Here is a 16,046-nt window from a genome sequence, read left to right as displayed (position 1 = left end):
AATCTTTTAGATGTAGTGTGGGTTTTTACGGACAAACGACACATAAACAGCAAACTATCCCTGATTAAAAGAGCATAAATTCATAGAAATCCTCGCCGTCATTCCCTCTTTAGGATGTGAAAAAGGTGAGAAAAATCGACCTAAAATTTTCTTATTTTTGACGCTGAATTTTGCCTTCCATTATGCCTTTAACCAGACCTTAATGTCCTGATTAAGAACTGAGTTGTTCTTACAAATAAGGTCCATTTTCTACAGTCGATTTTTACTTCCGGAAAATGAAGATTTTGTAAATTGGCAGTATGAAAAATAAACTCCACGATTACCGCAGGCTTTACCAGAAACACGAGTTACTGGAGGAGGGAATTCCCAATAATCCTTTTGAATTATTTGAGGTTTGGTTAAAAGAAATAGAAGCAAACAGGGAAGTTGAAGAGGTGAACACCATGAACCTCTCTACCATTGGCCTGGACGGCTTTCCTAAAACCAGGGTGGTCCTTTTAAAAGAATACGATCGTGAAGGTTTTGTGTTCTATACCAACTACGAATCTGAGAAAGGGAAGGCTATAGAAAGAAACCCAAAGGTTTGTCTCAGCTTTTTCTGGCCAGGTTCTGAAAGACAGGTTATGGTCAAAGGCTTAGCCCAAAAGACTACAGACGAGGAATCTCAAGCATATTTCCAGACCCGTCCCAGAGGAAGTCAACTGGGAGCATGGGCCTCTCAACAAAGCTCGGTCATTCCTTCTCGTTCTTACCTGCAGGAAAAACTCGAATTGCTGGAACAGGAATTTTCGGGAAAAGAAATTCCAAAACCCGTATATTGGGGAGGATATAAAGTGATCCCATCAGAATTTGAATTCTGGCAGGGCAGACCAAACAGGCTGCACGATCGTATCTATTTCAGCAAGGAGGATACGACCTGGAAAATGGATCGCCTGGCACCATAAAACTATGAAGAAATTGATCCTGGTAAGGCATGGCAAATCGTCATGGGTAGATGATTTGCCCGATGTTGAACGGCCCTTAAAAAAACGCGCTTACAAAGATGCGACCCTGGTTATAAATGCATTTTCTGAATTTGTTCCTGAAGAAATTCAGCTGTGGAGCAGTCCTGCAGTAAGAGCCGCGACAACAGCAAGATACTTTCAGGAAGAATTGGAAATTCCTGAAGCTCGGTTTCAAATTAAAAAAGACCTGTACACCTTTGACAGGAATGCACTCCTTAAGATGATTGGCAGTTGCGATCAAGCTGTTGAAAATTTAATGATCTTTGGACATAATCCCGCTATGACGGGTGTTGCAAACACCTTAGGAGATCAGAATTTTTCCAATATACCTACCACAGGATTGTGTATGATCCAATTTGAGACCAATGACTGGAGCAGTGTCAAAAATGGCAAAACGCTACTATATTTATTCCCGAAGAATTTAAGATAAATGGAGAACAACCAGTATATAAACAGGGAGCTCAGCTGGCTGCAGTTTAATGCCCGGGTCTTACAGGAGGCGGCAGATAAAACCGTTCCCCTGATTGAGCGATTGAGGTTCCTCGGAATTTTTTCAAATAATCTCGACGAGTTCTTTAAGGTAAGATATGCAACCATAAAACGCATTGATCTCGCAGGTAAGGGAGGAAAGAGCGTACTGGGAGGTATTAAAGCCAACAAACTGCTAGAGGAAATCACCCAGATCGTAATTGATCAGCAAACTGAAAGTCTGAAGATCCTTGATGCCATTCAGAATAAACTGAAAGATCATAACATATTCATCATTAATGAAAAGGAGGTGAAGAAATCCCAGCAGGCCTATCTCAAGAACTTCTTTTTACAAAAAGTGAGTCCGGCGCTGGTGACCATTGTACTTAATGACCTTGCCGAATTACCAAGATTAAAGGACAGTGCAGCTTACCTGGCCGTAAAAATGGTCATGAAAGATACAGTGCCAAAAAGGGTAAATTCTCAGGTTGTTAGGGGGCAACAAAAAGAAAAAAAGTACGTGCTCATCGAAATTCCACGGAGTATCGAAAGATTTGTTGTGCTTCCGAAAGAAGGGGATAAGCAGTACATCATTTTACTCGATGACCTCATAAGATATCATCTTCATTCCATTTTCAACATCTTTGAGTACGAGAACATTACGGCTCATATGATAAAAATAACACGCGACGCAGAACTGGATATTGACAGTGACCTGAGTAAATCTTTTATTGAAAAAATTTCTGCCAGCGTACGGGAACGAATTGAAGGAGAGCCGGTAAGGTTCGTCTATGACATGAATATTGAGCAGGACACGCTGCAGTATTTGATGCGGAAGATGGGCATAGACGCAACTGACAGTATTATTCCCGGTGGCCGGTATCACAATCGCAGGGATTACATGAATTTTCCAAGTCTGGGTTCAGAAGAGCTGCAGTATAAGGCCTATGAGCCACTTCCTGTTCCCGGTTTGGTCCTTCAGGGAAGTCTTTTTAAAGAGATTGCGAAAAGGGATTATCTCCTGCATACTCCTTACCAGTCCTTTTCATATACCGTGAAGTTTTTGAGAGAAGCAGCTCTAGATCCAGCAGTAAAATCAATCAAAATAACCATCTACCGGCTGGCGAAAATATCTCACATTGCCAGTTCCCTTATAAATGCTGTCAAAAACGGAAAAAAAGTAACGGTTCAAATTGAATTGCGCGCCAGGTTTGACGAGGTCGCAAATATTAATTATGCCGAACAAATGCAACGGGAAGGCGTAAATCTCATCTTTGGGGTGAAAGGCCTAAAAGTACATTCCAAAGCCTGTGTAATAGAAAGAATGCAGAACGGAAAACTGGTGCGATATGGATTTATTAGCACCGGAAATCTCAATGAATCTACTGCCCGGGTCTATTCAGACCTTACATTATTTACTAGTGACCAGAATATTCTGAAGGAAGTCAACAAAGTCTTTGACTTTTTTGAAGTGAATTACAAGGTAAGTCGTTATAAGCATCTTATTGTTTCTCCCCATTATACTCGCAGCAGCCTGGTAAAACTGATACAAACCGAGATCGATAATGCGAGAGAAGGCAAGGTTTCGGGAATAAGATTAAAACTCAACAGCCTGTCAGATTTTGCCCTTATTGACAAATTATATGAAGCGAGCAGGGCGGGAGTGAAGATGAAGCTTATTGTACGCGGAATTTGTTGTCTTGTTCCTGGTATCGAAGGGATGAGTGAAAACATCCAGGTCATTAGTATAGTCGACAAATATCTCGAGCATCCAAGAATCTACATTTTCGAAAATGCAGGTCAGCCAAAAGTATATATTTCTTCGGCCGACTGGATGACGCGAAACCTGGATTATCGCGTGGAGATCACCTGTCCTATCTATGACGAGAACATTCAACGAGAGCTGATGGAAACTTTTGAAATTTGCTGGAGTGACAATGTAAAGGCCCGCGTAATCTCTCTCAAACAGGATAACGCGTACCGACGGAATAACAGGCCGCCACTTCGATCTCAATTCGCCCTCTATGACTACTACCTGAAAAAGCTTGAACCAGAAAAAGAAAAAGTTTGATCCACCAAAGAAAATATGCCGCTATTGATATTGGATCGAATGCCGTAAGGCTTTTGATCATGACCATTACTGAACAGGAAGGAAGAGAACCGCTCTTCAAGAAAACTTCGTTAGTGCGGGTGCCTATAAGGCTTGGCGCCGACGTTTTTCTTTCTCAGAAGATATCTGAAGAGAACATTACGCGCATGATCGACACCATGGAGGCGTTCAAGCTTCTCATGAGATCTCATAAGATCGAAAAGTTCAAAGCTTGTGCGACTTCTGCTATGAGAGAATCTAAAAATGGAGAAGAAGTAGCCCAGCTTATTGAAGAAAGAACAGGCATCAAGATCAACATCATTGATGGTAATGATGAAGCAGCCATCATTGCTGCTACAGATCTTAATGCTTTGATCCAAAGTGATAAGACCTACCTGTATGTGGATGTTGGAGGAGGAAGTACAGAATTTACGTTATACTCGGCAGGTAAAACCATAGCGTCTCGTTCCTTTAAACTTGGAACTGTGAGACTGCTGGAAAATATGGTTTCCGATGATGTTTGGGAAGAGGTGGAGGTTTGGATCAAAAAAGTGACTGCAAAATATACCAAGATCGACCTTATAGGTTCCGGAGGAAACATCAACAACATCTTCAAGAGCAGCGGAAAAGCGAATGGAAAGCCCCTCAGCTTTTTGTATCTGAGTTCCTACTACCAGCTGCTGCAGTCATTTACCTATGAAGAGCGTATCACTCAGTTGAATCTTAACCAGGACAGGGCAGATGTTATCGTTCCTGCTGCAAAGATCTATTTATCGGCCATGAAGTGGACGAGGGCCCGTAGAATATATGTGCCAAAAATAGGACTTTCAGATGGTATTATTAAGTCGCTTTACCAGGAGAGCCTGGAGAAAGCCTCTACCCATGCATAGTTTCAGATTTACCAAGATCTCTCATGATCTCGGCCTCAAATTCAAGCAGATTTTGCCATTTTTGGTCCACCTCCTTACGATCTCCATATTTTCGCGCAAAATTTAGAAACATGGTATAGTGATTAGCTTCACTTACCATAAGGCTACGATAAAATTCTGCCAGCTCCTTGTCTTCCAGGTTTTCTGAAAGCAACCTGAAGCGTTCGCAGCTTCTGGCTTCAATCAAAGCTGCATAGAGTAAGCGATGAACAAGGCTGGTCAACCGGCTGCCCCCTTTTGGAAAGAAGGTCATCAACTTCGCCACATATTCATCCTTTCTGTCTCGGCCCAGGGTGTAGCCGCGTTCTAAAATTCGGTCATGAACCATTTTGAAGTGACCCATTTCTTCTCGCGCCAGGGCTGTCATAGCAGTGACTAATTCCGAATATTCGGGATGTGTCACAATCAACGAAATTGCCGTAGATGCAGCTTTTTGCTCGCAGTATGCATGATCTGTGAGGATTTCCTCGATATTCTTCTCAACGATATTGACCCATCTTGGGTCTGTGGGTAATTTTAGTCCTAACATAACTTAAATATCCAGATCAAAAGTTGCACGCAGTTTTTCGATCATCGGATTTTTTTCTTTCAGTTTCTCAAACTTTTCAATAGCAGTAAAAGCAAACTTCTTTTCAGCTTTTTCATTTACCGTTACTTTTAGTTGGATATGGGTGTTTTGAAGTTTTTCCTTTAAAAATCCCATTAAATGGTACTGTACTTTCTCCAGTTCCAGTTTCATGGTTTCATTCGGCAATTCCACGCATATGTTCTTTCCTATAAGTGCGGGGGTGTCGGTTTGCATGATAGAAGCAAGGATCTTCTCTCCTTTTTCATTTTGCTCTTCACTAAATTCCTGCCAGGCGGCCTGCATTTCCTCCTCGGAAAATTTGCCATTTTTTACCACCTCAACTTCAGCCCTGGCTTCTCTCTTCTGAGCTTCCAGTTCTTTTTTCTTTCGAATACTTTTTAAGGACAGGCCAGAAACTTTCTGGCTAACTTCGGGCATCACATCTACCTGGATCTCTTCCTGTTCAGCTGCTTCCGAAGAAACATTTGTAGCTGCTCCTGGAGAATTATTTCCAGGGTCATGAACGGGTGGAGTTGGTACTTCAGGTTTTATTTCTCCCTGTGGCTGATTTTCGGGTGCGCAATCTCCAGGTTCTTTACTCAAATTAGGGATTTGCGCTGCAGCTGGAGCAGCCGAATCTCCTGTGGCGTACTCATTGTTTACTATGACCTCCTTTTCCTTCGGACTGAGTTTCAATGCCGGCGCCGGAATGGGTGTACCAGTGAAGTGGTTCGGCGGAATTATGTATGCCCTATCCTTTTTTTTTTCTTCGCCGAACGTGACCGAGGCAAGCTGCATAAGACACAGCTCTACCAATAGACGTTGATTTCGGCTGCTCTTGTATTGCAGGTCACATTCATTGGCCAGTTCTATTCCCTTCAGTAAAAATGGAGCGGAAGCTTCCTGTGCCTGTTTGTAATACAACGCTTTGGTATTATCACCTACTTCCAGCAGGTTGATGGTCTTTGGATCTTTACAAACTAACAGATCTCTGAAATGAGAAGCCAGGCCTGCAATAAAATGATGGCCGTCAAAACCGTGAGACAGGATCTCGTTGAACAATAAGAGCAACTGCGGAATGTCATTCTTCAAAATAAGGTCTGTCGCGGTAATGTAGGTGTCATAATCCAGAACGTTCAGGTTTTCTGTAACGGCCTGTCGCGTTAGGTTTTTTCCGCTGAAGCTCACCACCCTGTCGTAGATTGACAGCGCATCCCGCATAGCGCCATCTGCCTTTTGTGCAATGATATGAAGGGCATCATCTTCCGCTTCAACGCCTTCCTGCCCAGCTATGAACCCAAGATATTCTTTCGCATCTTTAACTGTTATTCTCTTGAAGTCAAAAATTTGACACCGGGAGAGGATGGTGGGAATGATCTTATGCTTTTCGGTAGTTGCCAGAATAAAGATCGCATGCTTGGGCGGTTCTTCAAGCGTTTTCAGAAAAGCATTGAAAGCTGCCTGTGAGAGCATGTGCACCTCATCAATGATGTATACCTTGTATTTCCCAACCTGCGGCGGAATGCGAACCTGGTCGATAAGGTTCCGAATATCATCTACAGAGTTGTTGGAGGCAGCATCGAGCTCAAAAATGTTGAATGCAAAATCTTCATTGGGATCCTGTTCTCCATCCTGGTTTATCTTCTTGGCCAAAATACGTGCGCAGGTAGTTTTTCCCACGCCTCTTGGGCCGGTGAACAACAGGGCCTGTGCCAGGTGATTATGTTCAATGGCATTTAAAAGTGTATTGGTAATAGCCTGCTGGCCCACAACGTCTTTAAAAGTCTGGGGCCGGTATTTTCGCGCCGATACTACAAAATGTTCCATTGAAATGCTTTAGAAGGACAAATATAAAAATACCAAACCGAAGCGGGGGCTTCTAGGTATGTTTTTATCCACAAAAACCTGTTGACATAGGTGACATTGGTACTTCTTTTTTATACCTCTCAAAAATGGCATTATTGGTGTATATTTGCCCGAAGCAGACCGCCTTATCGCTGTTTCAGACTTGATCTGGAATGGAGGAAAGTCCGGACACCACAGGGCAGCATAGTGGGTAACACCCACCATTTCATTCTGAATTTTCATGAATGGAATAGGACTAGTGCAACAGAAAGGATGTACAGGTAATGCTGTAGTGAAATCAGGTAAACTCTATGCGGTGCAATGCCATGTATACCGGCTGTTAAGGATTGCCCGTCCGATGCCGGAGGGTAGGCAGCTAAAGGCTTTTGGCAACAGAAGTCTCAGATAAATGATAAGGGGCGGAATTTATTCCACAACAGAATCCGGCTTACAGGTCTGCTTTTTTATTCTTTTCGGCAATTACCTCTTTTACCCATTCCACGGCTGGAGGGAGCTCCATAAAGATCTCATAGGGAAGTTTACAGAAGTTTTTCTCGAAATTTGCCATGTTCAGTGAAGAGACCTTTTTGCTAACCACACCAATTCCAGCAAGGTTTTTCACATTTTCAAGATGCAGATAAATCGTGGGATTAACATTGTAATCGTTTACTCTGTAAGACAAGTAAACAAAGGTTTGATCAGCATAGAAATCTGAACAGACCTCTACAAGATCTGCCACCTGTTTTCCAGCCAGAACCTGGCCTTCCCGGGGTTTGGAGAGGACATAGGTGGGATGAAATTCAAGAACCGTAAACTCCAGTTCAAGGATCTTTAAGGGTAGGGCCATGCACTAAGTTAAACAAAAAAACTAAATACAGAATTCCCGTATTTGCGAGCATCAGAAAAATGTTCCAGGGTAGAAAGATCCATTTTCTTCGAGTGTTCAAGGATCAAAACCCCTCCCTCTTCCAGGAGGCCTCTTGAAAAAGTAGTGTCTACCATTCTCGACAAGGCTTCGGCATCAAAATCATATGGTGGATCGCCAAAAATGATATTTGCTTTTTCTCCTGTTGCCTGAAGGAACTTAAATGCGTCACTCTTAACTGTACGAATAGGTAGATCCAGTTCTTCAGAAATTTTATTGATGAATTTCACGCACTCATAATGGGCATCTACGGCTATAATCTCGATGGCCCCACGTGAGGCAAATTCAAAAGAAATATTTCCGGTTCCGCTAAAGAGGTCAATAACCTTTAGGGCAGAGAAATGATACTGATTATTTAAAATATTAAAAAGTGCTTCCTTGGCAAAATCTGTAGTAGGCCTAACAGGAAGTTTTTTTGGAGCTATGATCTTCTTTCCTTTATGTATTCCAGATACTATCCTCATTCGAGTACTTTAAATAGTGGATAATGCATATAACCTTTTGGAGGTTCTTCTTTTGAAGCAAAAATAAAGCCGAAGGAGGTGTCGAGGAATTTTATTTCCTTGACATAGTTATATGCGATCTCGTAATAATCTGATCGCTCTTTAATGCGACCTAACAGGATCAATTCAAACCTGGAGGGATCAAGGTCAAGCTGCTCGGCAGTAAAGAGTAAATAGTAGATAAAATCTTCTTTTGTTGCACATTTAAAGGTGTTAGCGAGCTGAAGTTTCCCTTGTTGAAAGACCAGTAAGTCATAACCTCCCGGAAAGCAGTTGAGATATACACGAGTTCCGGCAGTCTGATATTTGTTTTGGATCTGAAATTCTGCGGCGAGTACACTTACACAATGCCGGTATTCAAATTCTCCATGCTTTTCAAAAAAGAAGTTATTGATGTTGGTAAAGGGAATGTAAACGTTCACCATTTTTGCTACTGTCACCTCGTCATGTGCTACATAATCTGTTTCCAGGATCTTGGTGTTGTACTTCAAATATTCTGATGCGTGTTCTTCGTTAAAGAACGCCTGGGGAACAAGATTGTAGAGTTCGTTGGAAAAAAGCACTACAACTTCAGGATCCTCCTGCCTCAAAAAAGGCTCCTGCTCATACAGTTTCTCAATTTCCTGAAGTACTTGAGCGGGGCTGAGTTTTCGGGTAAAAAGAAGATCTTTGAAAAAGATGATCCTTCTTTCTGGAACAGAAAGACCGCAAAAAGAAAGTCCATTCAGGCTAACCTGAATGGACAACTTTATATTTTTATTTTCTGCGACCTTACTCGGCGTCACCATACTTAAGTGGCCAGTTACCGCTGGTTTTAACTTCTTCCATAGAACCTACAGATATGAATGGTCCAGGAACTTCGTCAACGCCAACTATTTCCTCAGCCTGGTTCACTAGATCTGGATCCTGGTCGTAAAGAATAACTTCTTTAGGAACTTTGGCTTCAAAAACAGGAATTTTTGTATCGTTCTTATCTACCGTTCCGGCAGTAAGATCAAACTTGCGATCAACTCCTTTAATAGGGATGTTCATCATAGTTTTATATCTGTCTGTTCCCTTGAAAAGAGAATCTTTGATGGATTTGTACCCTAAAGTATCAATTACTACGATCTCAATTCTTCGATCTACGCCATAAGTTTTACGATACTCCTCGTCCATTACTGTAGTATCTCTTCTCTGAGTAAGCGTGAATTGTGCAGTATCAATAAAACGAACCAAACTATCCCAGTCTCCAACAAATTTTCCTGTCACCTGGCGATGAGCCAGCTCTGCATCCCTTATGTCTTTAAGGTTATTAATTACTTTGGCATATCGTGCCTCCTTAACTTCGTTAAATTTAATAGGCTCATAAATTGAATTAAAAACCAGATATCCAAGGAAGATAATTACGATCCAAAGAACTAACTGAATTACAAGTTTCATGTGGGTGCAGATTAAGATTTATTTAAGTGTTCCACGCAAATCTACAATTTTTTTTTATTCACAAAAGATTCTTCCGAAAAAAACCGTGTTATCTTTGGGCTCAGAGGAAACTGCTTATGGATAAAATGACTGCTGCTACATTCTACAACCTGTTACTCAAGGACCTGAATTTTGAAGCCAAAGTGAAACAGGACATAGCACTGCAGCAATTAGCCTCTTTTGTTGTTGATGAAAAAAAAGATGCGCTCTTTCTTTTAAAAGGATTTGCAGGTACAGGAAAGACCACCATTATAAGTGCTCTGGTAAAGAACCTGTGGCAGGTCAAGAAAAGCGGGATTTTGCTGGCACCTACCGGCCGTGCTGCGAAGGTGATCTCCAATTATTCTGGCAGGGAAGCCTTCACCATTCATAAAAAGATCTATTTTCCGAAGAAAAAGTCGGGAGCAGGAGTGAGTTTTGTACTGCAGCCAAACAAGCATCGCAACAGCATTTTTATTGTGGATGAAGCCTCCATGATTCCCGATGTCAATAATGATGCTCAAATGTTCGAGAATGGTTCTCTCTTGGATGATCTCTTGCAATACGTTTATTCTGGTCATAATTGCCGACTCATCTTAATAGGAGACACGGCACAGTTGCCCCCTGTAAAACTGGAGGTGAGTCCGGCCCTGGAAGAACAAAAGCTTCGGAATAACTATTTCAAGGAGGTGACGCATATAGAACTTGATGAAGTAGTGCGGCAAAGTGAGGAGAGCGATATCCTTCACAACGCTACTTTAATAAGAGAGGCGCTTAGGGAAGAATTTTATGAAACCTTTAATTTTGAATTGAGTGGTAAAAAAGATGTTATTCGGCTGGTTGATGGTTATGAGATCATGGAAGCCATAGAAGAATCTTACCGCAACCTGGGCCACGAGGATACTACGATTATTGTTAGGTCTAATAAAAGGGCCAATCTTTATAATCAACAAATAAGGAACAGGATCCTGTTTCAGGAGGAAGAGATCTCGGCCGGCGACTATCTCATGGTGGTGAAGAACAATTATTTTTGGGTTAAGCCCAACAGTGAAGCGGGGTTTATAGCCAACGGCGACATCATCAAGATCCTGGAGATCTTTGCTATCAAGGAATTATATGGTTTCCGTTTTGCAGAAGTGAAGGCGCAAATGGTAGATTATCCTAATATGCAGCCCATTGAGACCGTGGTTTTGCTGGACACCCTTGAAAGCAATAACCCTTCCCTCACCTATGAAGAATCCAACCGGTTGTACCAGGAAGTGATGAAAGATTACGAGGAAGAGCGCTCGAAGTACAAGAAATTCATGCAGGTGAAAAACAATAAGTATTTCAATGCGCTTCAAATTAAATTCTCCTACGCCATGACCTGCCACAAATCTCAGGGTGGACAATGGAATACCGTTTTTGTTGAGCAGCCATATCTCCCCAACGGGATCGATAAGGATTATCTTCGCTGGTTGTATACCGCTGTGACACGTGCCCAGGAAAAGTTATACCTTATTGGTTTCAAAGATGATTTCTTTGCCCCTGCAGACTAGTCAAAAATGGTATTTTTACAACCTCTTTAAAACCTTAGCTTTGGAAAAGACTCCGCTTAGAATTATCGCTATGATCCCCGCACGTTATGCCGCAACCCGCTTTCCGGGGAAATTAATGCAGGACCTGCATGGCAAATCTGTGATTCTGAGAACTTATGAAGCTGCAAAGAAAACAGGCCTTTTCCAGGAGGTCTATGTGGTGACCGATAGCGATATCATCTATTCCGAGATCACTTCAAACGGAGGGAATGCGATCATGAGCACAAAGGAACATGAATGCGGAAGTGACCGTATCGCTGAAGCCGTTGAACATATGGATGTTGATATAGTAGTCAATGTTCAGGGTGACGAACCCATGATCGATACCGAAAGTCTTGCCTTGCTTCTTAATGTTTTCCACGGAAAAGATGCAGCCATGATCGATTTGGCCTCTTTAAAAGCTCCGCTGAAGATCAGGAAAGACATTGAAAATCCAAATAATGTAAAGGTGATCACCAACAAGAATGAATTCGCTCTTTATTTTTCCAGATCCCCAATTCCATTTCCACGAGATGAAAATACCGGCGTGACCTGGTTCAAACATATTGGGATCTATGCCTTTAGAAAGCAGGCGCTCATGGATTTTTACCGTTTACCTATGCTGAAGCTTGAAGCGACTGAAAAGATCGAGTGTATTCGATATCTGGAATATGGAAAAAATATCAAGATGGTAGAAACCACAGTAAAAGGAGTAGGTATAGATACACCTGAAGACCTGGAGGAAGCCAGAAAAATTCTTTCTGAAGACGAATAGAGGCATCAAAAATGGCAATTTTCAGGTCGATTTTTTGCCGCTGAAATAGCAGCTTAAAATATTCTGACTCCTTATACTTGCTATCTGCCAGCTTCACTTTTTGCTGCAGGAAATACCATCTTTTTCTCGTCTGAAGAGCTTTACCTATAAAGCTGTCAAAAATGCCTTTTTTGAGAGGTCTATTTTCTCTATTTCCAAGATCTAAATTCTCTATCTTTGGTAGAAACTAACTAAAACGATCATGAAAAAAATTTATTTATTTCTCTTTGCCGGTTTACTGGCTACTGTTTCAAATGCACAGATCCAGGTTCCGCAGCCAAGTCCGTCGGCAACTGTAGAGCAGCAAGTAGGGCTCACTAATGTTGATCTCAAATATTCCCGCCCGGGTATGAGAGGGAGAACGATCTTTGGAGACCTGGTGCCTTATGGAGAAAAATGGAGAACAGGTGCGAACAATAACACCACCATTAGCTTTGACACCAAAGTGACCATAGATGGAAAAGAATTACCTCAGGGAACTTATGCTATTTATACCATTCCAGGAGAAAATGAGTGGGATGTGATCTTCTATAAAGACAACCAGAACTGGGGCCTGCCACAGGAATGGGATGAAAGTAAGGTAGCACTAACAGCCAAGGCACAGGTGCAGAAGATGCCTATGCCAATGGAGACTTTCACTATTTTGATCGATGAACTACAAAGTGATTCTGCAGCGCTTAATTTTATTTGGGAGGAAACAGTAGCAACCTTAAGATTCAATGTGCCTACAGATGAGAAGGCGATGGCAAGTATTGATCGGGTCATGAACGGACCTTCTGCCGGAGATTATTTTGCAGCCGCTACTTATTTTCATGATGAAAAGAAAGATCTGAAAAAAGCTTATGAATGGATACAGAAAGCTGTATCGATGGGAGGAGAGGATGCCTTCTGGGTAGTGAGAAGAAAAGCTTTAATCGAAGCCGATCTTGGAATGAAGAAAGAAGCTATTGCAACAGCAAAGAAATCTCTTGCAGCTGCACAAAAGGCAGGTAACATGGATTATGTAAAACTTAATGAAGATTCTTTAAAAGAGTGGGGAGCTAAATAATCCTAACACCAAAAGAAATAGCAGAGGCTGTCTGAAAAGCAAGTAATACCTTATCCTGAATTCATTTCAGGATCCCAATCTGTTGAAATCAACATACATTGGAAACTGAATTAAGTTCAGCTTGAGGAAAAACTGACTTTTTAGACAGCCTTTTTTTAGTATTCAAGCTTTATTAATTCTCTTACCTTATCCAGCAAGGAGATCAGTTCAAGGCTTTTTTGAAAGGTCATAACGTTGCTTTCTGTTCGACCCTGAAACAACATTTCCTGAACATGCCTGGCTTCAAATTCATAACCATAAGAGGCCACTTCAAAGTTTTTCATTTCAGTTTCACCCGAGGAAATGATAGTGATGGTAGAAGGTTCATGCCATCTTGATGCAATTTCAATTACTGCATGCTCCAATTCGAATACAGCAACTGTTGGAGTTCTTTTGATGATACTGCTTTTCAGATCAGCCTTCACATTTTCCCTATAAAGGAACCTGATTTCACAGTCTTCGTCGACCTCAGTCTTTCCTAAAGTGGCTTTAGCTTCTATTTTTTCAGGAATGCCAAGAGTGTGAAGGGCCAGGAAAACAGGATAAATTCCGATATCTAGCAGACTGCCCCCGCCCAGACTTTTCTTGAAAAGGCGACCCTGCTCATCAAAAGGGGCATCAAATCCGAAGTCGGCAGTAAGTTTTTTGATCTTTCCATATTTTTGAGATTCCAGAAGCTCTTTCAGGTATTGTATATGTGGGAGAAATGGCGTCCACATCGCCTCCATAAGCAATAGATTCTTCGTTTTGGCAGTTGCGATCATCTCTTCCACCTGCTTTCTGTTCATTGCAAATGGTTTCTCGCATAGAACTGCTTTTCCGAAGTCAAGGGAAAGCATGCTGTGGGCGTAATGAAAGACGTGCGGCGTCGCTACATAGACTATGTCAATTTCTTTATTCTGAAGCATGGATTCATACGATCCAAAAGCCTTTTGAACCTCAAATTTCTCCGCAAAGGCTGTGGCTTTTTCCTGAGACCGGCTGGCTACAGCATAAAGACAGGCATTTTCAACCTGCTTAAGACTAATTGCAAATTTTCCTGCAATTTTTCCCGCTCCCAGAATTCCCCAGTTGATGCTCTTTTTATTCATGGTTAATGTCAATATTTCCTGAAGTTGAAAAACTTTGAAGAATTACTGCAATGCTCATAACCAGGGCACATCCCAGCAAATTGAGCCAAAGATAGGGCAGGAGGTCCATGAAATAAACTACTAGAATTACCGCCTGAGTAATGAAAGCGGCAACAAAGACGGCATTACTTTTCACATATTTGACGAAAAATGCAAGCAAAAAAATCCCCAGCACATTGCCATAAAAGATAGAGCCTATGATATTTACCAGCTGTATGAGATTGTCGAAAAGGTTAGCCACGCTCGCTACACCTATAGCTATAGCGCCCCACATTAAGGTAAACCATTTTGACATGCGTACGTAATGTGTTTCGCTCTTTTCTCCTACGTTTCTTTTGTAGAGGTCGATCATTGTAGTCGAGGCCAGAGCATTCAATTCGGAGGCTGTAGAAGACATGGCAGCAGAAAGGATCACAGCCAGAAGGAGGCCAATTAGTCCCCTTGGAAGGTTATTGAGAATAAAATGAATGAAGACATAGTCCTTATCATTGGTCTCGACTGTAGTATTGGCCTTTGAAATTATAGCTGTTCCCTGCTGTCTCGTCTTAACCTCTGCGGCATTAAGGTCCAGCATTTCGGCTTTGAAGGTCTGGCGGTCGCCGTCTGAGAATTTTCCGGCGTTGGCGTACTTAAGGCTTATTTCCTGTTTCTGCTCCTGGATCGTTCTTAATTCTCCCTGTAACTGCTCATATTCTGGAGCAAAAGCCGATTGCTCTACCGCTTTTGTTGCAGCCGGATTAAAATGTAAAGGCGAGTAGTTGAACTGGTAAAAAACAAAGACCATGACCCCTACAAGAAGTATGAAGAATTGCATTGGGACTTTTAATAGGCCATTGAAGATCAATCCCAGTTGACTCTCGTGTACAGACCTTCCAGAAAGATACCGCTGCACCTGACTTTGATCTGTTCCGAAGTAAGATAGTGCCAGAAAGGTTCCGCCTATTAGTCCACTCCAAAAGGTATAGCGGTTATCTAGATCAAAGGAGAAATCGAGTATATCCAGCTTGCCACTTGCACCGGCGATCTCAAGGGCTTTTGTAAAACTGATCTCCTCAGGAAGGTATTGTATGATAAGGAGCAGGGCGACAACCATTCCAAAGAATATCACCGCCATTTGCTGTTTTTGAGTTACGTTGACCGCCTTAGTACCGCCAGAAACGGTGTAAATGGTCACCAGAACGCCAATAAGAATATTCAGGGTCGTAAGGTTCCAACCCAGAACTGCAGATAGGATTATTGCTGGGGCAAAAATGGTAATTCCTGCTGCCAGCCCACGCTGAATTAAGAAAAGAAATGCAGTAAGGGTTCTGGTCTTAAGGTCGAACCTTGATTCTAAATATTCATATGCGGTGTAGACTTCCAGCCGGTAATATATAGGTATGAAAACCATACAAATAATGATCATCGCAACAGGGAGGCCAAAATAGAACTGCACGAAGCCCATTCCATCGTGAAAAGCCTGCCCCGGAGTGGAAAGGAATGTAATCGCGCTTGCCTGGGTTGCCATGACAGATAATCCCACCGTCCACCAGCGCGCTTCGTTCCCTCCCCGAATATAATCTTGTACATTTTTACTGCCACGAGTTTTGTACACGCCATAAGCCACTATAAATGCAAGGGTTCCCGCTAAAATGATCCAGTCGATTATTTGCATATCAGGAAAACAGCGTCATGAGTACATAAAATAA

14 protein-coding genes and 1 other RNA gene are annotated in these 16,046 nt (G+C 42.1%); 8 read left to right on the top strand and 7 right to left on the bottom strand.

The genetic code is table 11. The features are described from left to right. Positions 1-299 precede the first annotated feature (299 nt). Genes pdxH through HC175_RS06585 form a run of 4 tightly spaced genes read left to right on the top strand, consistent with a single transcriptional unit; the run spans position 300 to position 4,451 of the window. Entirely contained in the window at positions 300-944 is a 645-nt protein-coding gene (pdxH, locus tag HC175_RS06600) for a pyridoxamine 5'-phosphate oxidase (RefSeq protein WP_168137700.1), read from the top strand. Between the two features lie 4 nt (positions 945-948). After that, a complete protein-coding gene (locus tag HC175_RS06595) occupies positions 949-1,434 on the top strand; it encodes a SixA phosphatase family protein (protein ID WP_168137699.1) in 486 nt (161 codons plus the stop codon). Next, positions 1,435-3,543, top strand: coding sequence for a polyphosphate kinase 1 (gene ppk1 / locus HC175_RS06590; RefSeq protein ID WP_168137698.1), 2,109 nt, complete (start codon positions 1,435-1,437; stop codon positions 3,541-3,543). Beyond that, entirely contained in the window at positions 3,540-4,451 is a 912-nt protein-coding gene (locus HC175_RS06585) for a Ppx/GppA phosphatase family protein (RefSeq protein ID WP_168137697.1), read from the top strand. The genes ppk1 and HC175_RS06585 overlap by 4 nt, the downstream gene beginning before the upstream one ends. Here the strand turns inward: HC175_RS06585 and HC175_RS06580 are convergent. Together HC175_RS06580 and HC175_RS06575 are read right to left on the bottom strand one after the other, a co-directional pair. Then, positions 4,438-5,019 carry a MiaE family protein gene (locus HC175_RS06580; RefSeq protein ID WP_168137696.1) on the bottom strand — a complete coding sequence of 194 codons (582 nt, stop codon included), beginning with the start codon at positions 5,017-5,019 and terminating at the stop codon, positions 4,438-4,440. The two genes, HC175_RS06585 and HC175_RS06580, sit on opposite strands and share 14 nt — an antisense overlap. A 3-nt stretch (positions 5,020-5,022) precedes the next feature. After that, on the bottom strand, positions 5,023-6,885 hold the full coding sequence (locus tag HC175_RS06575) for a DNA polymerase III subunit gamma/tau (RefSeq protein ID WP_168137695.1): 1,863 nt from the start codon (positions 6,883-6,885) through the stop codon (positions 5,023-5,025). A 151-nt stretch (positions 6,886-7,036) separates the two neighbouring features. On the opposite strand from HC175_RS06575, the gene rnpB reads away from it, so the two are divergent. Next, positions 7,037-7,370: RNase P RNA component class A (gene rnpB, locus HC175_RS06570), an RNA gene on the top strand. A 388-nt stretch (positions 7,371-7,758) separates the two neighbouring features. Here rnpB and HC175_RS06565 read toward each other — a convergent pair. The 3 genes from HC175_RS06565 to HC175_RS06555 are packed head-to-tail and all read right to left on the bottom strand — an operon-like array spanning position 7,759 to position 9,753. Next, positions 7,759-8,292, bottom strand: a complete 534-nt coding sequence (locus HC175_RS06565; protein ID WP_168137694.1) for an RsmD family RNA methyltransferase — start codon at positions 8,290-8,292, stop codon at positions 7,759-7,761. Next, complete coding sequence (locus HC175_RS06560; RefSeq protein ID WP_262887221.1) at positions 8,289-9,119, bottom strand: DUF3822 family protein; 831 nt, start codon at positions 9,117-9,119, stop codon at positions 8,289-8,291. The genes HC175_RS06565 and HC175_RS06560 overlap by 4 nt, the downstream gene beginning before the upstream one ends. Next, complete coding sequence (locus HC175_RS06555; protein WP_168137692.1) at positions 9,103-9,753, bottom strand: hypothetical protein; 651 nt, start codon at positions 9,751-9,753, stop codon at positions 9,103-9,105. Before HC175_RS06555 ends, HC175_RS06560 begins: the two co-directional genes overlap by 17 nt. Positions 9,754-9,878: 125 nt before the next feature. Between HC175_RS06555 and HC175_RS06550 the strand changes: the two genes are divergently transcribed. From HC175_RS06550 to HC175_RS06540, 3 genes are all read left to right on the top strand, one after another. Beyond that, on the top strand, positions 9,879-11,309 hold the full coding sequence (locus HC175_RS06550) for an ATP-dependent DNA helicase (RefSeq protein ID WP_438865919.1): 1,431 nt from the start codon (positions 9,879-9,881) through the stop codon (positions 11,307-11,309). 70 nt (positions 11,310-11,379) lie between these two features. Next, positions 11,380-12,102 (top strand): 3-deoxy-manno-octulosonate cytidylyltransferase, encoded by a 723-nt coding sequence (gene kdsB / locus HC175_RS06545; RefSeq protein ID WP_168137939.1) that lies wholly within the window; start codon positions 11,380-11,382, stop codon positions 12,100-12,102. A 241-nt stretch (positions 12,103-12,343) separates the two neighbouring features. Continuing rightward, complete coding sequence (locus HC175_RS06540; protein WP_168137690.1) at positions 12,344-13,189, top strand: DUF2911 domain-containing protein; 846 nt, start codon at positions 12,344-12,346, stop codon at positions 13,187-13,189. Between the two features lie 155 nt (positions 13,190-13,344). Here HC175_RS06540 and HC175_RS06535 read toward each other — a convergent pair whose 3' ends face one another. Further along, positions 13,345-14,319 (bottom strand): Gfo/Idh/MocA family protein, encoded by a 975-nt coding sequence (locus HC175_RS06535; RefSeq protein WP_168137689.1) that lies wholly within the window; start codon positions 14,317-14,319, stop codon positions 13,345-13,347. Continuing rightward, complete coding sequence (locus HC175_RS06530) at positions 14,312-16,012, bottom strand: sodium:solute symporter family protein (RefSeq protein WP_168137688.1); 1,701 nt, start codon at positions 16,010-16,012, stop codon at positions 14,312-14,314. Before HC175_RS06530 ends, HC175_RS06535 begins: the two co-directional genes overlap by 8 nt. Between the last annotated feature and the right edge of the window lie 34 nt (positions 16,013-16,046).

The sequence above is a fragment of the Salinimicrobium oceani genome, from assembly GCF_012037645.1.
Note: the sequence above shows the minus strand (reverse complement) of the source record. Positions and strands in the feature narration are given on the sequence as shown.